The sequence below is a fragment of the Microbulbifer maximicatervae (SeqCode) genome (assembly GCF_052467505.1).
The window spans coordinates 4,463,918-4,484,268 of the sequence record NZ_CP174313.1 but is presented as its reverse complement, the minus strand read 5'-3'; the positions used below and the strand labels follow the sequence as shown (position 1 = coordinate 4,484,268).

Sequence of the window (20,351 nt, the reverse complement as noted above, 5' to 3'; positions counted from 1 at the left end):
TTGCCGCCTCCTCTTATTTGCGCTCGGCGTTTTCTGCCACGATACCGGCGCTCTGCTCTTCAAGAATATGCAGAACACGCTTGGCACGGGCATTTACAATGGTGTGCATCAATACTGTCGGAATAGCAACACACAGGCCGAGAACGGTGGTGATCAGGGCTGAGGAAATACCGCCGGCCATTGCCTTGGGATCGCCCGCACCAAAGATAGTGATCGCCTGGAAGGTTACGATCATACCGGTAACAGTACCCAGCAGACCTAGCAGAGGAGCAACCATCGCGATGATCTTCAGCAGGTTGAGGCCGGATTCGATTGCCGGACGCTCTTTCAGTACTGCTTCTTCCATCTTCAGCTCGAGAGTTTCGCCGTCTACACCTTTGTTCTCTTCCGCAACAGCCAGTACACGACCCAGTGGGTTATTGGTGTTCGGAGTAGAGGAACGCAGCTGAGCATTTACTTTAGCACCGACGCCAGTCAGAACGATCAGACGGAAGATAGCCAGCAGCATCGCGAAAACACCAACAGCAGTGATGATGTAACCCACGATGTCACCCTGGTGCCAACGCTCTACGATGTCCGGGCTGTTGATCATAGCTTTCAGGTAGGAGCCACCGGTAGGACCAGTCGGGTCTACACCGAAGGCACTGAAACCACCGGTAGAGGTTTGCAGAGCTTCAGCCATGCCCTGGAACTTGGCGTCCGGCTGACGGATCAGCTCAGCCATTTTGTAGGCATTGTTCATTTCCAGGTATTTACCATTGGAAACCAGGTTGAAGTTACCTACGCGAACCACTTCCTGATCAACCTGTTCACCATTTGGCTTGATCACGGTTGCGTTAAACTTAACGATTTTGCCGGATTCAACAGTTTCACGCTGAATTTCAAACCACAGACGCTCGATTTCCTCGATAGTCGGCAGTTTGGTAGCAGTATTCATCTTGGCCAGAAGACCGTCGATGAACTCTGTACGACCGGGGTATTGGGCAGAAACCAGAGAGGAGCCAATGTTGGCGCGCAGGTCAGCTGCGGTAGAAGACATATGACCGAACAGCTCTTTCAGCGAGCCCATACGCTCATCCAGCTGTTGACGTTTCTGGTCTACAGCCACTTCCTGCTCCTGGTATTTCTTTTCCAGTTCAGCAGAGCGCTTTTCTTCAGCGGTACGAGTGTTTTTAGCTTGATTCAGCAGAGCATTCTGGTTGGCCTTCTGGCGGCGGAACTCAGCTTCACGCTGCTTGTGTTCTTTGGACTCGGCAACTTTGGATTGCTGAACCATTTTCAGCAGGTCATCCAGAGAAGAGGCCTTCTCCTGTGCAACTGCGGAGAAACTGATCAGGCCAGCTGCTGCCGCCACTAAAATGCGTTTGGCGAAAGAGGTTTTCATTGCGCTGCCTCCGGAGCCGGGATCGGCATGGTCATGATGTCGATGGTGGCCTGCTTTTTGGCAATTTTCAGACCGTTCATGAGAGCGCGGCGGTATTCACCAGCATCGATCTCAACCCACGCTTTTTGCGCTTTGTCGTAAGCGAGGGAAATTTCAGCATCTGTAGTTTGAGCCAACAGGGCGATACGGCCGATTTGCAGAACGCTCACTTCACGCTCCTGGCCGGCAACAGTCAGGGTATCGCGGTAAGAGTCGATCTTACGAGCATATTCCGCTTCAAAGTTGTACAGCTCCAGTACCTGACGGAATTTTTCCGCAACACTGACATCGGAACGATCCATGGTGCTCTTAACACCGTTGAGGTTCGCGATACGCTCTTCGAGCTTGAACGGAGCGTCCAGCTCAATAAACTGTTCCAGGCCATCCAGCATACGCAGGATCAGCGGCTGAATCTGACGCTCGATAACAGTAACGTTGGCAATAGACTCGTCCAGATCGTTGATAACTTCGAGCTGGTTGGCCAGCTGCTTTTCCAGCTGACGGTTGTATACGCGCAGACCATCGATTTCTTTATTAACCACCTTGAAGTCCTGCAGCAGGCTGCTAGTTTCGTCGGCAATCTTGTCGATGCGCTTTTGCGATGCCTGGGCCGCAGTGGTTTTCTGCTGGCCGACGGCGAGTACGTTATCGAGAGTATCCGCAGTGGCTACGCTGCCGTAGAGCGCGCCAGCAGACAGCGCAGTGGTCAGCGCCACAGCCATGAATCGCTTGGTTTTCATTAGACCCCCCAGTGGGTTCAATATTTCACAACATGGTCGCGATGAGATAGCTGCCACAACGCGGTGTCCTTTTGTTTTAAAAACATTGGTTAGAAGACAGCTAAGAGCCGCACATTGTAAACAGCCGATTTGATTATTCAAATGCCGATTGCCAGCATCGGCCCGCTTGGGTAGCAAAGTAACACTTGGGTAACATTCCCGGGTTACTTGCACACATTAGCGGCGACTTTCCTTGTGTAGGCTGTTGGAGAATTTAACAGATCGATCAACTTTTGATCAAATTGTTTTTATTTAAATCTGTCATATTGGACTAATGAGTAGTTGTACTCATTCCTGTCCGAGGCCGGGTAACACTCTCGTGCCGATTCGACCCAAGAGTCATCCATGTCGGGAAAGTATGCATCCCCGTCGATATTTGCGTCAACTTCGGTGACATATAAGCGGGCAGCCAGTGGCAGTGCCTGGCGGTAAATTTGTGCTCCACCAATGACCATCACCTCGCTTGCCCCACTGTCTTTAGCGCTTTCTTGAGCCAGACTCAAGGCTTTATCCAGAGACTGGACCACCTCAACGCCATCTGCAACCCAGTCAGCATTACGCGTAATGACAATATTTACGCGCCCCGGAAGTGGGCGACCAATAGACTCAAAGGTCTTTCGTCCCATTACTACTGGCTTTCCCATAGTCGTCCGCTTAAAAAACTGCAGATCGCCGGAGATACGCCAGGGGAGCTCATTGTCCTTGCCGATAGCACCATTGCGGGCAACCGCCGCAATCAAAGCAATTGAAACCGTCATTACCGCTCCTTAAACCGCTACAGGTGCCGGAATATGTGGATAGGCCTCGTAACCTTTGAGTTCAAAGTCCTCGAAACGGAAAGAAAACAGATCTTTCACATCTGGATTCAAGTGCATTTGTGGCAGAGGCAGAGGGTCGCGCTGCAATTGCAGTTCGACCTGCTCCATATGGTTGGAGTAGAGGTGAGCATCACCAAAGGTGTGGATAAAATCGCCGGGCTTCAAACCGCATACCTGTGCCAGCATAAGGGTCAACAGGCTGTATGAGGCGATATTAAAAGGCACCCCCAGGAAAATATCTGCGCTTCGCTGGTACAGCTGACAGGACAACTTGCCGTCAGCGACATAAAACTGGAACAGGGCGTGGCAGGGAGCCAGGGCCATGCGCCCTTCACGGGCATTATCAACAGGTGAAACACCTTCATCTGGCAGATCCGCAGGGTTCCAGGCGCTAACCATCAGGCGCCGGGAGTCCGGGCGGGTTTTCAACTGATGTACCAACTGCTCAATCTGGTCGATCTGGCGGCCATCCGAAGTGGGCCAGGAGCGCCATTGATGGCCATATACAGGGCCCAGATCACCGTCCTCTGTCGCCCACTCATCCCAAATCCGCACCTTATTGTCCTGGAGGTAGCGGATATTGGTATCCCCCTGCAAAAACCACAGAAGTTCGTGAATAATCGAGCGCAAATGGCACTTTTTAGTGGTGATCAGCGGAAAACCCTCCGCCAAATTAAAGCGCATTTGATAGCCAAACACACTGAGAGTACCAGTGCCGGTGCGGTCACCTTTAACGGTGCCGTTATCGCGCACATGGCGCATTAGATCGAGATACTGCTTCATCTACTGCTATGCTCCGCCTTTAACTCGGGAAGACCCTGCTTTCTTACCTTTCTGCTCAGTTCTCCCCTCGGGAAGCGGCTGAGTTTTATAACTCCACACCAGCAATGCGATGCCGGCAATAATCATCGGCAGGCTCAAAAGCTGCCCACGTGTCATCCATCCAAATAAATCAAAACCAATATGCCCATCGGGCTCCCGGACAAATTCCACCAGGAAGCGGAATACACCGTAGAGCGTCACGAACATACCACCCACCGCGAGTCGAGGGCGCGGCTTACTGGAGAACCACCAGAGCAGCGCAAAGAGAACCAGCCCCTCAAGGAAGGCTTGATACAGCTGGGATGGGTGCCGGACCAGAAGGTCCGGGTCCTTTGGAAAGACCATGCCCCAAGGGCCTTCAGTTTCACGCCCCCAAAGCTCCTGGCCAATAAAATTACCGATCCGCCCAAGCCCAAGACCTATGGGCACCAGGGGAGCAACGAAATCAATTAGAGCCGGGAAGGTTGTACCAATTTTGCGTGCGTAGAGTGCCGTGGCCAACATTACCCCTATCAGCCCGCCGTGGAAGCTCATCCCTCCTTCCCACAGCCGGATCAGTGATATCGGGTCTTCGAGCAACTGGGGGAAGTTATAAAAGAACATGTACCCCAAGCGGCCACCGATAACGACACCAATGGCACAGTAGAGAATCAAGTCCTCAACTTCGGATTTAATAACCGGTGACCAGGGTTTGGCACTTCGGCGCAATGCCAACCACCAGGCCGCGACAAAGCCAGCCAAGTACATCAGCCCATACCAGTGCACTTTTAAGGGGCCTATTGCAAAGGCTACCGGGTCAATTTCGGGATAGGTCAGCATGGGGGAATCGCGATTGCTAATAAAGGGCGTATTATGGTCGTAAAGCCCCCCGCTGTGGAAGGGCAGCTTGCCCCTAGGGAAGATCCCCATGTGTCTACTACTATTCGCCTATCAATGCCACCCGAAATACCCTCTGCTGTTGATCGCCAATCGGGATGAGTTCTATCAAAGGCCAACCGCAGCAGCGGAGCACTGGCCCGGGACCGGGCTAATTGCGGGTAGAGACCTTGAAGCTCAGGGAACCTGGGCCGGCGTATCCCCCGGCCGGGTCGCGGCTGTAACCAATATCCGGGAGCCTGGAACACCGGAACCTGTAGGAGCGCTTTCCCGCGGAGAAATACCGCAGAAATTCCTCAGCCAACAAATTAGCCCTAAGCATTTCATACACTACCTGGAATCCCAGCAATATCGAGGCTTTAACGCCCTGCTGTTTGATATTCAGAATCAAAACACTCTCTTCTGTGCCGGGAACCGGCACAAGCCATTTACTTTTGAACCGGGCATTCACGGTATCTCCAACGGAGCGCCGGACGAGCCCTGGCCAAAGGTGGAAAGGGGCAAAGCGGGGCTGGCAGAAATAATACCTGCGGCCGACCAACTGGTAACAATCGAGAGCTTTGTGGAGCCAGCACTGGCACTACTCAAAGATCGCACCCCCGCGCCGGACCAACAACTCCCTCATACCGGGCTACCACTGAAGATTGAGCGGGCACTCTCTCCGATATTCATTCAAATTGATGCCGATAGCTCGGCGACAGAACCAATGCTTCGCAATGGAGGCTACGGTACCCGCGCGAGTACCGTGATCACCATCGACCAGAGGGGGTGTGGCCAACTTTGGGAGCAGACTTTTATACAGGGCAATGAAAATGGACCCCTGCGCTACTTCACTACCCAGTCGCCCAATTAAGCAGGCTCAATACTAATGGCAGAGAAATTGTGCATAATTTTTTGTGCAAGCCTCTGCACCATATTCAAATAAGCCCCAGTAAACACGCCCCTTTTTCACCCACGAGCGAAAAATTTGACGCAAAACTCATCATTCGCAAATCCTTACTCTAAAAAGAATGAAGCGCCAAGCAAATTTTGCATTTATTGCCATACTTACTTTCACAGACTGAAGTTGGTTGAGTTTCGCGCAAGCAGGACACCGACATCAGTCTTAATAAAAGGAAGTCGCGCGGGACGCATGACACGTGCGAGTCACCGATAATATCCCTGAGTATCTGGATGGGCTCGCCACAGGTTGGGAAGGTATGAACGATCTGGCGCCCGGCATTTTCCAAAATATCGCACCGGGCCCCCGCAGAATCGCTGAGGTACCATGTCGTATTTCAACCCCGAGCATCGTAGACGCAAATCTGTACTTCCACTGCTGACACTGGGTAGCCTCTGTGTCTTCATTCTTTATTATGCTTTCGCAGCAAACCAGAAAACCGTACCCGTTTTACCGGAGAACGCTGTTCGCCCTCATTTAGTGCACTGGCTGGAGGAAAACCCCGATGCCTGGCCAGCCCAGGACCCCATTTTTAACCCCGCCGCTGTGCGCAAGATCTACCAGCGCACGGATTACCGCTTGCTTTGGTTCGATAACTACAGCCTAAGTGATAGTGCCAATGACCTGCTGAAACAACTCACAGCTGCCAGCTCCGGCAATCCGAGCAGCATGGTCGACTACCGCTACCACCTGGGATACTTCGATCGCACCTTGCGCGATACGCCTCAACGTCTGCAGATGGCTGCAGTATTGGATATCTTACTGACCGATGCCTTTGTGTCCTACGCGCAAGATACCCAGCTGGACAGGCTAAAGCCCAAAACCCGCCCGCGTCGGGGTGTCACACCGGTTCTGCGGGATAGTGAAGGTTTCCGCTTGGTTGCTACCAGCACCGCTCAACAGCAGGCTTCCAGTGAACCCAGCGGGCGCAAGTACTTCCGCGGATATGATCGCGCAGCCAATCTCGGCAGCAATGTACGCAGCCGCTATTACTCGCGGGAATACAATGCGGATACTTCCGGCAATTACTCAGGACGCAATTATTCCGGTAGCGCTCGCACCTATGAGCGCAGTCGAAACCGTTCCTACCGGGACAACAATAGTGGCGCGGGTTCTGGCAGTCGCGTTTATTACAACCAGGGGCGGTCAAATACTGCCGCCCCGCCGGTGAGGTCTGAAAACAGTGAGGGGCCTTACTACGAGGAAAACCGGCCCTATGGCAACGATGTAAGAGCGCTGCGCGGTGAGCTGCAACGGCTGCGCAAGATTTCTTCCAGCGGTCGCTGGCGTCCGATCCCGGCAGGTCCCGCCATGACCATGGGTGCACGCCATCCACATGTAGGCCTCCTGCGCAACCTGCTCTCCCTATACGGTGATTACCAGTCTTACTACAGCTACGGCGGCACTGATCGCAATCGCTTCGATCGGGGCCTTCACCAAGCGGTGGTGCGCTTCCAGAAGCGTCACGGCCTGAGGGCAGATGGTATTGTCGGTCGCTCAACTCGCAAGCGCCTGAACTTATCCCCTGCTGCACGCGCCCGCATTGTGGAAATGAATATCAAGCGCCGCGAAGAGTTGCCGGAACAATTGGGTAGCCGCTTTATCCAGGTCAATATTCCTGCGTACCGTCTCAAGTACGTGGAAAACGACCAGGTCAAACTGGCGATGAATGTGGTCGTCGGTAAGAAAAAACACGCAACGCCTGAAATAACCACCCGCGTCAGCAAGGTAGTCTTTAACCCCACTTGGACAGTACCGCGCAGTATCCTGGTAAATGAGATACTCCCCAAAGCTCGTAAAAACCCTGCGGGTATGGAAAAAATGGGATACCGGGTGATTAGCGGTAGGGGTGAAAAACTGCCCCTGACTCCGCAAAACCTATCTGCTGCAGGTGCGGGTTCCTACCTTATGCGCCAAATGGGCGGTGAGGAAAACATATTGGGACGTGTCAAATTTGAAATCCCCAATATTCACGACGTGTACCTGCACGATACGCGCGCGCGCAAACTTTTTTCCCTGACCTCACGGGGCTATAGCCATGGCTGCATCCGCCTGGAAAAACCCCGCCACTTGGCCGAAGCGCTGCTTCGTCCCCAAGGGGATTGGGATCAATGGCGTATCGATCAATTGACCACAGGAGAGGAAACCACGGAAGTGGATATGTCCCAACTGGTAAAGGTTTATATCACCTACTGGACTGCCTGGGTCGATGGCCAGGGCAACCTGAACTTCCGCCCGGATATTTATGGCAAAGATGGACTGACCGATAATCAATTTTAAAAGAAACCGGGGCGGCTATACGTCGCCCCGGTTATAACCAGGGAATTATTGAGCGTGTTATTCCATTAATTATCCTTTCTTAAGCAGCACCATTGCTGAAAATTATTTAAAGACTATCAGTCACAAGTTATCAATGTGAGCACAGTGATAAATCTCACTGATTTCTCAGTGCTTGCAGGGGTGACTTATGGGTGCTGCCAACAATTCACTTTGCGCTTTTTTGCCACGCAACCAACTAACCTCCCTCAGGGCGAGTGCCGCTGCGATTGCCGTAGCAATATCGCTGGGCATTCACTCACCACAAATACTCGCCGAAGCTAAAGATACCGTCGAACCTGACTTGATCGGCAGTCGCGATCCTTTTTTACCTCAGGGCAGGCAATTTTCCCTACTCAGCGAAGCGTTAGCACGCTATCAAACCCTGGCACAAGGTAACTACTGGAAACCGCTCAGTGCTGGACAACCTATCGCACCGGGCAGTCGCAGTCCCCGGGTTGCGCAATTGAGAAGCCTGCTAATGCTCTATGGTGATCACCACCCCGAAGAGTACGGAGCAGATACTTCTAAAGCAGATGTCTACGACAAAAAACTGCAGCAGGCCGTTAAACGGTTTCAGAAACGTCACGGATTAAAGCAAACGGCACTTGTTGATGAGGGAACCCGGAGTCGACTCAATACCCCGCCAGCTAAAGTTGCCAAAATTCTGGCAGCAAATATTGAACGCTGGAAACAACTCCCCAAGGATTTAGGGCCTCGCTATATCATCGTGAATGTCCCGGAATTTAATTTGCGCCTAATTGAAGGCGATAAAGAGCAGTTCCGTATGCGTGTGGTTGTGGGAAAACCAAAACACAAAACACCACAAATCGCTACCCGTATGACGCGACTGGAATTTAATCCTGTATGGCGTGTCCCGCCCAGTATTGCGCTGCGGGAACTTTTACCCAAGGGCAGTTCCGCCCTTAGGGCAAAAGGTTATCGCCTGATGAATCATCGGGGCAGATCGGTGCCTTTTACTCGTGGAAATGTAGCCGCAGTGCGTCGAGGACAAGTTTCACTGCAACAAAAAGGCGGGCCGGGAAATGCTTTGGGAAGAGTGAAATTTGTTATCCCCAATCGGCAGGCCATTTTTCTACACGACACAAATAGCAAGCATTTATTTAAAAAATCACAAAGAGCCTTTAGCCACGGTTGTATTCGTCTGGAAAAACCATTGCAGTTTGCTCGCATGATGTTAGCTCAGCAAAACAAGTGGAGTGATGCTCGCATCAATCGCGCGCTGGGAAGTGGTCGCACCCATGGCGTTGCCCTTAAAAATCCCCTACCGGTTTATATCGCTTACTGGACTGCCTGGATCGATGAAAATGGGCAGCTTCAGTTTCGGCCGGATATCTATAACCGGGATCAGTAATAGGAGGTAACAGAGTGAAGCGGATTGAGAGCTACAGGGACTACTGAGTTATCAGTATGGCAAATGGCCCATTCCAGCTCGGCATCGCCGCACTGATAAGCCTCGTAATTGCCTCGGCCAGCCCTTTGAATGCTTCATTCACTGGGCGGACCGATATCATTATTGAGCCAATCAGTTCGACCCAGCAATTACGCGATACCGCTCAGGCCTACCGAGTGTTAGCGAAAAACTGGCGACCGATTACCCAGGGAAAAACTTTACAGCCCGGAGACAAAGGCCCTCGTGTCCTACAACTACGTAATTTACTGGCAATGTATAAGGATTATCACGGTCAGCCCGGGCCGCTTTCCGCTCCGCAAAAAGACCCCCGAAGATTTGACAGTGCGCTCCAAGCTGCAGTGGAGCGCTTTCAGGAACGCCACGGATTGAAAGTTACCGGTATCGCCGATGAAGACACACTTGCAGCCTTGGCTATATCGCCAATGGAACGCGCTAAGCAAATGGAATTGAATGCATCCCGATGGGAGAAACTAAAGCTCCCGGAGGATGATCGCTACGTAATCGTTAATGTGCCCGATTATCGCTTACAGCTTATCGAAGATGGTTCAGTTGCTCTCGATATGAAAACCGTCGTAGGAAAAAGCAGCACGCGCACACCGGATATGCGCACGCGAATAACCAATATTGTTTTCAGCCCAACCTGGACTGTCCCCCGAAGTATTCTTGTCACCGAGCTTTTGCCCAAGGCACGACACAACCCAACAGCCATGCACAAGCGAGGTTATCGAGTAGTGCAATATCGCAGCGGTAAATCGTCCCCTATTACAGAGGAGACTATTGCCAAGGCAGCCGGTGGGCACGCTACTTTGAGGCAATTAAGTGGCCCTGAGAATACTCTGGGAAAAGTGAAATTTGTTATCCCCAATAAGCAGGCTATTTTTCTCCATGACACCCAAGCTCAAAGCCTGTTTAAACTTCGCCACCGGGCATTAAGTCACGGATGCGTAAGGCTACAAGCACCAGAAGAATTAGCGTACTTTCTTCTCCGTGACCAGGGTTGGGATAGAACTCGGGTAGCACAGGCAGCGAATGGGCATGATGCTCTGAATGTAAAGGTTAAGGGGTCACCCCGTATTTACATTGTTTATATGACAGCATGGATAGATAGGGATGGGCGCCCCCAATTCCGCCCTGATATTTATCATCGTGACAAAGAGCTGCCTTATCCAAATTAGGGAGCTTATCGGCAAGTGAAAAATACTAAGTATCGATAAAGGACTTTGCCTGTTCTCATTTTCGCTGGCAGCGCTCTATAACGCTAAAGTTCTCCAAACAATAGAACTTGAAAGACACCGGTCAAAATAACCACCTAAGCAAGTTTGATTTAATTTTCAAAGCACTACTCACACTTCTATTTAAACCCTGGCTTTGGTTTGGAAACTACATCCTTGTCATCACAAAATTAGAGCTTTGCCATATTCACAACCGTGGTAGCAATACTGGCCGGATCTAATTTTTCCAGGTTTCTTTTTATCGACCGCTGCTAATGGCAGGCTCCAGGAAGTCGAGATCAATACGCCCCCCAAATATAGGGCGGTCCAGAGTCTGCCAGATAACCTAAACAGCTGTATGTCCGGAGAAATACTACGCTGGCAGCACTCAATCTACATGTATATACATGTACATACAAATTTTGTCTTCTATATATCTAGGTTGTCCTCTGTATATAGATGGGTAAACCAGCCACTAATAAAGAAGGCTATCGAGCTCATGACCGAAGAGGTGATCGGATATCTCCCAAGTACACTGACGAAACCGCCCGATAAAACTTATAAGTCGCAGAAAAATAATTTTTTAGTGATTAGCGTGCAATGACAACGCTGTCTCCAACCTATTCAGCACTATCGACTGATCAGCAATAAAAATTCCGGTTTCGAATAGCAGAAAAGAAAAAATATACCACCCAGGCCATCTAATTATTTCTGAATTAGCAGCTTCAGGTTTGTAACAACTGGTTATTTTTTGTACATTTTCCGCCGTACCCGGTTGCGCCAACTAAGGCAAACCGACGAGAGATTTAACGACGAGGCGGAATTATGAAGAATCCATCCAGACGTCGATTCCTGGCAGTGACCTGCGCAACTGCGGCGGCCGTCAGCGCCGGACCGACTTTCGCAAAAGTAGGTAGCTCCCGCACCCTGAAAATGCGCAACCTGCACACCGGGGAGAAGCTGGAGGCCGCCTACTGGACTAACGGAGATTACAGCAGCGGAGGCCTGAAGCAGTTCAACAAATTGCTTCGTGACCACCGCGCCAACGAAGTGACCCGAATGGACCCCAAGCTTCTAGATATCGTCTACAAGCTGAAGGAGAAGTTCAATTACAACGGCACCATTGAGATTATCTCTGGATACCGTTCACCTAAAACCAATGCCAAGCTGCGTGCAGCTGGCCGAGGCGTAGCGAAACGCAGTTACCACACACGTGGTATGGCCTTGGATATCCGTATGCCGGGTGTGTCCCTGTCGAAGTTGCGCCAGGCAGCACTCAACCTGAAAGCGGGCGGTGTCGGATACTACCCGAAGAGTAACTTCGTACACGTGGATACTGGCCCTGTACGTCGCTGGTAATCCCCACCCAACAGATACAAAAAACCCGGCAGTCGCCGGGTTTTTTGTTATGCCTGTGAGAGCAAGATTTATTCACCATCAACCGGCAAGCTAACCGGCATCACATCCTGATCGGATACTGGCACTTGGGTAGTACCTGCCATCAACCCGGCGATACGTTCCAGAAGTTTGCGTGCCTGCGCCAATTGGGTCAGCTCCGCCAGCTCAATCGGGTCTTCCATTTGCAACAACAAGCTCTCGAAATCCACAAAAGCCTGCTCTAAAGCCGTCACCTGATGTCGATCCAGCAACAGCTCCGCTAAGCCGCCCCCACCAGTGGGAATCCAGTTTGACTGGAGAGTTGCCATAATTGCCAATATCGCCTGCTTTGAATCGGCAGCGCGGCTACTTTCCACATCGCTCTCGGAACTCTCCGGCAACCTGCGCAACAGCTGCTCATCAATCACCCGGGTGTGCGATGCACGGATTTGCTGCAATCGGGCAACCGGTCCAAGGGATAAATAGGGCCGTGACAGGCTGTTGGCTGCCGTCGGCCAACGGCGGGCCAAGCCTGCCATATCTTCTTCCACACCTTTAACGATCAAGCGGGTTAGTTCACGGCGCCGATTGACGGCCAGGGCCTCGGGTTTTTCCCCATCGGACTTAGCCAAAAACTGCTCCGCAACCCGCTCGCTGGTGGGTCCCCAGAGCATGATTTCCAGGGCGTGAAAACCGGTGCTGGCCTCTTCATGTGCCGTCAGGCGGTGCTGCTTGCGCAGGTTCGTTAAAGTCAGATCAATGGCGGTATCGTTAACGATACCGCTCTCAGAATAACCCGGCACTGTATCCAGGTAGCCCGCCTGGGCCGGCCAACTATCTACTGATAACAGTAATTTTCTACCCTGGCTGCGCAACTCTCCCGAAGAAAAAGCCAACTGGATATAAGGCAGTGCAGCAGCAAATTCCCTGTGGGCATCCAGCCAGGCAAGCCTGGCATTTTCCAGCTTATTTTCATTCGGCTGAGCCAGGAGACCATCCACTTCACGCTGCAACGTTTCAACAGCGGCATGGGCGTGGATAACCTGGGCCTCACCCGCCTGCCAAATTGCCAGGGATAATTCGGTCGCAGCCTTTTCATTCACAGGTTGCGGCGCAATACTTTGTTGCGATACCTGCTGCGGTTTTTCTACCGCTTTTTGTTCACAGGCAGAAAGTCCGGCCAGGGCCCCGATTAAAACAGCCAGGGCCCGGTACTGGATAATAGATCCGTTCACTCAATTCCCCATCTTGTGCATTTCACAAATACTGGCAAGCACCTACTCACTCTCTTCCCGCAAACTGATCACCGGCCAGCCGCGAGCCTCAGCTTCTGCGCGCAGGCGATCATCCGGGTCCACCGCAATTGGGTGCTCAACTTCGCCCAGTAAGGGCAGATCATTGATGGAGTCACTGTAGAACCACTTTTCACTGTTGGCGTATTCCGGGTTGTGGGCCAGCCATTGGCGCAACCGGACAACTTTTCCCCCCTGGTAACAGGGTTCACCAACGACCTTTCCGGTGAACCGCCCCTCATCCTCCTCTGGCTCAGTGGCCAGCAGGGTATCGACACCGAGGCGCGAGGCAATAGGCTCAACCACAAAGCGATTGGTCGCAGTGATAATCATGATGTGGTGGCCTTTGCGGCGGTGCTCGCCGATCAGCTCCTGGGCCCGAGGCAGCCACAATTCACTGATAACTTCCTGCATAAACTCGCTTTGCAAGTTATCCAATTGACCACGGGAAAGCTGAGCCAGGGGCTCCAAGGCAAATTCCAGGTAGGCAAAAATATCCAATTCACCGCGCTGGTAATCTTGATAAAAGCGATCGTTAGCCGAGCGGTAACGGGTCCCGTCGACATGTTCACGCTCCACCAGAAATTCGCCCCAGGCATGATCGCTATCACCACCTATCAGCGTGTTATCCAGATCAAAGATTGCCAAGTGCACCGTCGACTCTCCCATAACTATAGGTTCCCCATAAGCATTTGACCGCCAGGAAGCCGGAAACGTCCCCTGCGCGGCCGCTAATTTTACCTTGCGCCGCACGACAGCACACGGACTGCGTCACTGAATTGCTGTAAACCCCCCGCTGTGGAACAATGCAGAACAAGTAAGTGCAGCGCACGGCCGCACACAACAGTATTGAGGATGGTATTTTGGGCGACGGCAAGCCGGCACAGGCCGGACGAAAGAACCGCCGTAAGCCCGCCAAGCATTCGAATCGCAATGATAAAGCCCCGGCCGGTAACAAGAACCGGGGCACGAGTGGCGAGAGCAGCAGCAATATCGATGCCGAGGGGTTCCGCCCCAATGTCGGTATTATCGTGCTCAACGCCCGCGGTCAGGCACTGTGGGCGCGGCGGGTAGGTGGCAAGGACGCCTGGCAATTTCCCCAGGGTGGTATTAATCCGGGCGAAACCCCTGAACAGGCGCTATATAGGGAACTGTACGAGGAAGTAGGCCTTACTCGCGATCAAGTCAGTATGATTGCCTGTACCCGAGGCTGGCTGCGCTATCGCCTGCCTCAAAGGCTGATTCGACGTCGCTCCGAACCACTGTGCATCGGGCAAAAGCAAAAGTGGTACCTGCTGAGGCTCGAGGCAGAAGAGGCCTCTATCAGCTTCGACAATGGTTACAAACCCGAATTCGACCACTGGCGCTGGGTAAGCTACTGGCACCCACTGAGTAAAGTGGTGACCTTTAAGCGTGAAGTATACCGGCGTGCACTGACCGAGCTGGCCCCACAACAAATACAGCTGGAGAGACGCTGGCTGCGCGGACAGGACAGCTGACCGCACAGGGTAGTTAGCAGCGTATCTTCACAAAATGGCCCCGATCAGCATCGAAATTCTACTTTCCGGGGCCATCGAATTTCTCCGTTGATTGGCGAGGACAGGCCATTGCTCGGATCTCTGCGCAGTATCGTTCAGGAAGTAAATGCCGCCCGGAACCTCACCGCGGTGCTGGAAATCATTGTGCATCGCGTGCGGGAAATCATGCACACCCGCGTCTGCTCCGTATATCTGCGCGACAAGCAACACGGCAACTATGTCCTGATGGCCACCGATGGCCTCAACCCCAAAGCGGTTGGCCAGGTCCACCTGGCCCCCGGCGAGGGACTGGTGGGCAATGTAGTTACCCGTGAAGAACCGATTAACCTGGAAAGAGCCGAAGCCCACCCCGCCTTCCAATATTTCCCCTCTACTGGAGAAGAGCGCTTCAGCGCCTTTCTCGGCACACCGATTATTCACCACCGCGCCGTACTGGGTGTCCTGGTTGTGCAGCAAGAGGAGAAACGCCGATTCGACGAATGGGAAGAAGCTTTCCTGGTTACACTCTCGGCGCAGCTCGCCGGCGTTATCGCCCACGCCGAGGCTACCGGTCTTCTGGCCTGTATTGGCAAGCAACAACGGGAAACTCACTTCTCTGGCATTGCCGCGTCCCCCGGTGTGGCTATCGGGCGGGTACATATTGTCACCCCGCATGCGAATCTCGGCACAGTGCCCTACTCCGAATGCGAGGATGTGGACACTGAACTGGCCCTGTTTCAACAGGCCCTGACTGCCGCCCAAGAGGAAATTCGCGAAGTCGGTGAGCGCCTGAAGAGCGACCTCAGCCCCGAGGAACGGGCGCTATTCGATGCCTACATCAGCATGTTGGATGACAGCTCCCTCGCCGTCGAAGTGTGCGATCGCATCCAACAGCAGCTCAGTGCCCAGCGGGCCTGGGCCGAAGTTATGTTGGAACATGTGCGGCGCTTTGAAGCCATGTCCGACTCCTACTTTCGCGATAGGGCCGCCGATGTTCGCGACCTGGGCGCCCGAGTGCTGATGCACCTGCGACAACAGCAACAGAGCGACCGGGACTTCCCCGATAACACCATCCTGATCGGCGAAGAGCTAACCGCAGCAGTATTGGCAGAAGTGCCCAGGGAAAAGCTGATCGGAGCCGTATCCGTTAAAGGCTCCTCCAACAGCCATGTAGCTATTATTGCCCGAGCCATGGGCCTGCCCGCTGTAATGGGAGTCCAGGACCTACCTTACGAAACCATCGACGGTGTCGATATGGTGGTGGATGGCTACCGGGGCGATTTGCATATCCACCCCGGCGCAGAACTCAAGCGCCGCTACGACGATATTGTTGCAGAAGAGCAGCAACTGGCCCGCAACCTGGACCACCTGGCTCAACTCCCGGCAATCACCTCCGATGGCCATCGCATCCGCCTGATGGTAAATACCGGGCTGATGGCCGATGTTGTTCGCTCCCTGGAGCGCGGCGCTGAAGGAGTAGGACTTTTCCGCACCGAAGTGCCTTTCCTATTGCGAGACCGCTTCCCCTCCGAGGAAGAGCAGCGGGAAATTTACCGGGAGCAACTGGAAGCCTTTGCCCCCCTACCCGTCACCATGCGCACCTTGGATATCGGCGGCGATAAAGCACTGGCCTATTTCCCGATCGAGGAAACCAATCCCTTTCTGGGGTGGCGCGGTATTCGCGTAACTCTTGACCACCCGGAAATATTCCTGGCGCAAGTACGCGCCATGATGAAAGCCAGCCTGGGGCTAAATAACCTGCGGATTATGCTCCCCATGATCAGCGGCCTGAACGAGCTCGAAGCCGCGCGCAAACTGGTGGAAAGAGCCTACCGGGAGCTGCTTGAGGAAGGTTACGAAATCGTTATGCCCCCACTCGGGGTAATGGTAGAGGTGCCCTCTGCCGTCTACCAAGTGCGAGAACTCGCCGTGCATGCAGACTTTATATCAGTGGGCAGTAATGACCTCACCCAATATCTCCTGGCGGTGGATCGCAATAACAGCCGCGTAGCCAATATTTACCACGCCCTGCACCCAGCGGTACTGCGCGCTTTGCAGGAAATCGTAACGGCAGCCCATGCCGTTGGCACCAAGGTGGGGATTTGCGGAGAACTAGCAGGAGAACCTAGCGGTGCATTGTTATTAGTAGCCATGGGCTACGATATGCTATCGATGAACGCCACTAACTTACCGCGAATAAAAGCTACACTGCGCGCCGTTAGCCGAGCTGATATTGAGCAGCTCCTACAACAGGTTTTGCAGATGAATAGCCCTGAGCAAATTGAAAGTACCGTGAAGGGGTTTCTTAATGAGGCAGGGTTGAAGGTCTCTTTGCAGCCGTAAATGATGAGGTATTTAAATCAAAATTTAACCGATTTTATAAAGCTTGAGTTCAATATCTAACAACCAAACCGTTAGTCCCTCGCAACAGCAAGATATTTGCCCAAGCGACTAATGAAGAGCTATGGACCCTCTGATCAACGAAGCATTTTTCTAAAATTAAGCTGAACTGCTTGAAAAATTCACTTTATTACGCTCAAGCGCGTAATTTTCGCGTAATAGTCCGCTAATTTTTCATCTGAAACCCTAAATAGGCGGGTTTCAGGCGAACCACCCCTAGGTGGCCAAATATTTTCTCCCTATTAGTAAGTTGGTAAAGCCTGCTATCAAGCACAGCCGCTCAGTATTTTTTAACAGTCCCCGATAGCGGACCTTGTCATAACCAAATACCCGTTTAATGTAGCGAAAGGGGTGTTCAACCTTCGCTCTTATCTGTGCCTTGATCTTTTCCGCCTTACGGAGTGCATCACGCCCTGGAAGAGTTTTTAGCTTGCTCGGCTTCATTGCTATGTACCAATCCACCTCCCGCTCCTTCAACTCTTCACGCTTCTCCGCACCAATGTACCCAGAGTCACCCCAGACTCTTCCTTCCTCCCCATGGAGGACTCGCTCTGTGGCTGTGACATCATGCGAATTGGCTGCTGTTGTATCTACGCTATGTATTACTCCGAGCACATCATCAACCCCGATATGCATCTTCATTCCAAAGTGCCACTGATTGCCTTTCTTTGTTTGATGCATTTATGGATCACGTTCTTTCTTTTTATTCTTAGTTGAAGTTGGCGCAGAGATAATAGTGGCATCTACAATCGTGCCTTCACGCAGTACCATGCCATTCTCAGCAAGATGCTTGTTGATTTCATCAAAAAGAGCTGCACCTAGCTGATTGAGCTCCAGTAAGTGGCGAAAGTTAAGAATCGTTGTTTCATCGGGAATTGGGCTACTCAAAGTCAATCCAGCAAAACTACGCATGGATTCAATTTCATACAGTGCATCCTCCATAGCGGGATCACTGAGATTGTAAAATAGCTGCATGCAATGAATACGGAGCATGACACTCAATGGATATGGCTGTCGGCCACGTTTGCCTTGTGGATAGCAAGGAGTGATCTGAGCTTCTAGTCGCTGCCATGGGATAAGGGCTTCCATTTGAGAAAGAAACTTCTCTCGGCGAGTTATACGGCGCTTTAGCTTATATTCTGCTTCGGCAAAGGTGACTTGGTGCATGATTCATCGTAGTCTTGATGGGTAGGTGAATATTACCAAATTGGCTCAGAATTATTCAGAGGTTCCCTATATCACTCAACATTATTCTGCCCCACTAAATAGCTTCTCAATGTTTCCTAATCCTTAAGCTGCTTTTCAGAAATGGCGATCTCACTTTATTTTTAAGTGTGTCAATGGAATAGCAGAATATCCCCCACCAAAAGAAAAAAACAAATAACTACTAAATACGCGTTATACTCAATTAGTACACTCAAACCAAAAAAATACCTAACCCTTCACAACACTCAATCCTGAAGCCTTGGCCTCATCACACTTCTAAATTTCCGATAACCCTGGCAAGTTAGTGAGTGCCAGCTCAGGTAATTATGATCATTTTGACCGTTATTTTTGAGCTTCACACAGAATGTGTAAAAATACTATACAAATCAGTCAGTTATAAGTTGAGTTAAAAACCGGGATAGTAGTCAAAGTGATCATTTTTGTAGTTTGCACTTTAGTAGCAATTACATCTAACCCTATGATTTTAATTTAAAATTTCCATTACAGCGGGAAAATTGATTCCGAAATAGTAATCATGATAAAAGTGGTCGGAATGATTACTATATAAATGTTGTACAAACCCGCTGCGCGGGAGTGGTGCCACTTTTAAATTATAAGAGGCATTTTAGAAAATGCATAACCGGGTATTGCAAAATATATTTTCTGCGTACAGTGGTTATTTATCTAAAACTGCGCAACCACTAAAAAATTTAAAGGCTATCTCCTCGATACAAGAATGCCGTACAAAATCGATGGGAAGCAGTTATTATCGTTGTAAGCACAACCATGTCACTGAACAGCATCATTCTTGTAGGCATAGAAGTTGCCCCCTCTGCTCAGGCAGAAAACAGCTCCAGTGGGTTGATCAGCAGCGTCGTAAATTATTTGATACAGATCATTTTCATGTGGTCTTTACTATACCTCATGAGTATCTGCCGATATGGCAATACAACGAGGAGAAGCTTACAGATATACTCTTTTTGTCGAGTAAAGAAACGCTATTTGAATTGATGGCAAGTAAGGACTATCACGGCGTAACCCCCGGGATGCTTATGGCTCTGCATACTTGGGGAAGACAGTTAACTTTACATCCACATATACACTGCCTGATCACCGCTGGCGGTTTGACTTTAAGAGAAAACTGGAAAGAAACAGGTGAGTATTTATTACCTGTGCGAGTGGTTAAGAGTTTTTATAGGGGAAAGTTTCAAGCGCTGTTACTAGAGCAGTATCGTGCTGGGCTAATCAAGCTGCCTCCCAGTTGGCCCATTGGCCAGTTTGATATTCTCTTTAAAGCTTGCTATCGCAAAGAATGGTCAGTTCGTATTCAGGATCGATATGAGCATGGACAAGGCGTTCTGCTGTATTTTTCACGATATATCAAAGGTGGCCCGCTGAAGCCAAAGCAGATATTAAACGTGGATCATAAGGGGCTGGAATTTCGTTATTTTGATCACCGTGACCAGCGACGCAAGCGACTAAGATTAAAGCCTGAAGAGTTCTTAAGACGTGTCTTGCAGCACATACCTCCAATAGGAAAACACATGGTACGGAGTTATGGATTATATGCTGGGTGCAATAAGAAAAAGCACGATCTATGTAGTAATCAAGTGGGTTTAATGAAAGATCAACGACTCCCAGCTGGATTGCAAATCCAAGATCTGGTGGTAGAGTGTGGGCAGTGCCATGAATCTACAAAGTTGACTGGCAGAGTGTGGTCTAAGGCGAAAAAAGGAATTTCCTTTATAAAGGGGGCGGCTCGGCAAGATAGTGCCGGCGGGAATGTACAACATGGCGATGAACCAGACACTGCAGGAATGGGCCTCTTTAGTTCGGCCTAAATTCAATGCCAGATCATTTTTTTTACCGCCTGCAGTGCAGGTTATCTAAGCGTTAAATACCATGAGAAATCCATATGTTAATCCAATACCTATGAATC

Annotated in this window: 15 protein-coding genes and 1 pseudogene; 8 read left to right on the top strand and 8 right to left on the bottom strand. The window is 51.2% G+C overall.

The genetic code is table 11. The features are described 5' to 3' along the window. Positions 1-13: 13 nt before the first annotated feature. The 5 genes from ACJJIN_RS19825 to lgt form a co-directional block, all read right to left on the bottom strand. Entirely contained in the window at positions 14-1,384 is a 1,371-nt protein-coding gene (locus ACJJIN_RS19825) for a MotA/TolQ/ExbB proton channel family protein (protein WP_444895888.1), read from the bottom strand. Next, positions 1,381-2,163 (bottom strand): DUF3450 domain-containing protein, encoded by a 783-nt coding sequence (locus ACJJIN_RS19820; RefSeq protein ID WP_444895887.1) that lies wholly within the window; start codon positions 2,161-2,163, stop codon positions 1,381-1,383. Before ACJJIN_RS19820 ends, ACJJIN_RS19825 begins: the two co-directional genes overlap by 4 nt. A gap of 287 nt (positions 2,164-2,450) precedes the next feature. Beyond that, positions 2,451-2,960, bottom strand: a complete 510-nt coding sequence (locus tag ACJJIN_RS19815) for a dihydrofolate reductase (protein ID WP_444895886.1) — start codon at positions 2,958-2,960, stop codon at positions 2,451-2,453. Between the two features lie 9 nt (positions 2,961-2,969). After that, positions 2,970-3,803: a thymidylate synthase gene (locus tag ACJJIN_RS19810; protein WP_444895885.1), complete on the bottom strand. Its 834-nt coding sequence runs from the start codon at positions 3,801-3,803 to the stop codon at positions 2,970-2,972. A 6-nt stretch (positions 3,804-3,809) separates the two neighbouring features. Further along, positions 3,810-4,661, bottom strand: a complete 852-nt coding sequence (lgt, locus tag ACJJIN_RS19805; protein ID WP_413665894.1) for a prolipoprotein diacylglyceryl transferase — start codon at positions 4,659-4,661, stop codon at positions 3,810-3,812. A gap of 88 nt (positions 4,662-4,749) precedes the next feature. Here lgt and ACJJIN_RS19800 point away from each other — a divergent pair, with 88 nt between their 5' ends. The 5 genes from ACJJIN_RS19800 to mepK all read left to right on the top strand — a co-directional run bounded on the left by ACJJIN_RS19800 (position 4,750) and on the right by mepK (position 11,979). Continuing rightward, a complete protein-coding gene (locus tag ACJJIN_RS19800; protein ID WP_444895884.1) occupies positions 4,750-5,571 on the top strand; it encodes an NRDE family protein in 822 nt (273 codons plus the stop codon). 414 nt (positions 5,572-5,985) lie between these two features. Next, positions 5,986-7,938 carry a L,D-transpeptidase family protein gene (locus ACJJIN_RS19795; RefSeq protein WP_444895883.1) on the top strand — a complete coding sequence of 651 codons (1,953 nt, stop codon included), beginning with the start codon at positions 5,986-5,988 and terminating at the stop codon, positions 7,936-7,938. A gap of 187 nt (positions 7,939-8,125) precedes the next feature. Further along, on the top strand, positions 8,126-9,349 hold the full coding sequence (locus ACJJIN_RS19790; protein ID WP_413663578.1) for a L,D-transpeptidase family protein: 1,224 nt from the start codon (positions 8,126-8,128) through the stop codon (positions 9,347-9,349). A 56-nt stretch (positions 9,350-9,405) separates the two neighbouring features. Then, the gene (locus ACJJIN_RS19785; protein ID WP_444895882.1) at positions 9,406-10,584 is read left to right on the top strand and encodes a L,D-transpeptidase family protein; all 1,179 of its coding nucleotides are present in this window, start codon (positions 9,406-9,408) and stop codon (positions 10,582-10,584) included. Between the two features lie 861 nt (positions 10,585-11,445). Further along, positions 11,446-11,979, top strand: a complete 534-nt coding sequence (mepK, locus tag ACJJIN_RS19780; RefSeq protein WP_282930973.1) for a peptidoglycan L,D-endopeptidase MepK — start codon at positions 11,446-11,448, stop codon at positions 11,977-11,979. A gap of 68 nt (positions 11,980-12,047) precedes the next feature. Here the strand turns inward: mepK and ACJJIN_RS19775 are convergent, their stop codons facing one another. Together ACJJIN_RS19775 and ACJJIN_RS19770 are read right to left on the bottom strand one after the other, a co-directional pair. Beyond that, a complete protein-coding gene (locus ACJJIN_RS19775) occupies positions 12,048-13,232 on the bottom strand; it encodes an imelysin family protein (RefSeq protein ID WP_413663580.1) in 1,185 nt (394 codons plus the stop codon). 42 nt (positions 13,233-13,274) lie between these two features. Next, positions 13,275-13,943, bottom strand: a complete 669-nt coding sequence (locus ACJJIN_RS19770; RefSeq protein ID WP_413665895.1) for a histidinol-phosphatase — start codon at positions 13,941-13,943, stop codon at positions 13,275-13,277. 338 nt (positions 13,944-14,281) lie between these two features. Between ACJJIN_RS19770 and ACJJIN_RS19765 the strand changes: the two genes are divergently transcribed. Both ACJJIN_RS19765 and ptsP read left to right on the top strand, forming a co-directional pair. Then, a complete protein-coding gene (locus tag ACJJIN_RS19765) occupies positions 14,282-14,788 on the top strand; it encodes an RNA pyrophosphohydrolase (protein WP_282934628.1) in 507 nt (168 codons plus the stop codon). Between the two features lie 108 nt (positions 14,789-14,896). Continuing rightward, complete coding sequence (ptsP, locus tag ACJJIN_RS19760; protein WP_282930971.1) at positions 14,897-17,149, top strand: phosphoenolpyruvate--protein phosphotransferase; 2,253 nt, start codon at positions 14,897-14,899, stop codon at positions 17,147-17,149. A gap of 273 nt (positions 17,150-17,422) precedes the next feature. Here the strand turns inward: ptsP and ACJJIN_RS19755 are convergent. Then, positions 17,423-18,373, bottom strand: a pseudogene (locus ACJJIN_RS19755) (IS5 family transposase). 686 nt (positions 18,374-19,059) lie between these two features. Here ACJJIN_RS19755 and ACJJIN_RS19750 point away from each other — a divergent pair. Further along, positions 19,060-20,253, top strand: a complete 1,194-nt coding sequence (locus ACJJIN_RS19750; protein ID WP_444895881.1) for an IS91 family transposase — start codon at positions 19,060-19,062, stop codon at positions 20,251-20,253. The last annotated feature ends 98 nt before the right edge of the window (positions 20,254-20,351 follow it).

Excerpts from the sequence above, each read along its gene's own strand:
- ACJJIN_RS19825 (WP_444895888.1), bottom strand. The coding sequence starts at position 1,384 with ATGAAAACCTCTTTCGCCAAACGCATTTTAGTGGCGGCAGCAGCTGGC.
- ACJJIN_RS19820 (WP_444895887.1), bottom strand. The coding sequence starts at position 2,163 with ATGAAAACCAAGCGATTCATGGCTGTGGCGCTGACCACTGCGCTGTCT.
- ACJJIN_RS19815 (WP_444895886.1), bottom strand. The coding sequence starts at position 2,960 with ATGACGGTTTCAATTGCTTTGATTGCGGCGGTTGCCCGCAATGGTGCT.
- ACJJIN_RS19810 (WP_444895885.1), bottom strand. The coding sequence starts at position 3,803 with ATGAAGCAGTATCTCGATCTAATGCGCCATGTGCGCGATAACGGCACC.
- lgt (WP_413665894.1), bottom strand. The coding sequence starts at position 4,661 with ATGCTGACCTATCCCGAAATTGACCCGGTAGCCTTTGCAATAGGCCCC.
- ACJJIN_RS19800 (WP_444895884.1), top strand. The coding sequence starts at position 4,750 with ATGTGTCTACTACTATTCGCCTATCAATGCCACCCGAAATACCCTCTG.
- ACJJIN_RS19795 (WP_444895883.1), top strand. The coding sequence starts at position 5,986 with ATGTCGTATTTCAACCCCGAGCATCGTAGACGCAAATCTGTACTTCCA.
- ACJJIN_RS19790 (WP_413663578.1), top strand. The coding sequence starts at position 8,126 with ATGGGTGCTGCCAACAATTCACTTTGCGCTTTTTTGCCACGCAACCAA.
- ACJJIN_RS19785 (WP_444895882.1), top strand. The coding sequence starts at position 9,406 with ATGGCAAATGGCCCATTCCAGCTCGGCATCGCCGCACTGATAAGCCTC.
- mepK (WP_282930973.1), top strand. The coding sequence starts at position 11,446 with ATGAAGAATCCATCCAGACGTCGATTCCTGGCAGTGACCTGCGCAACT.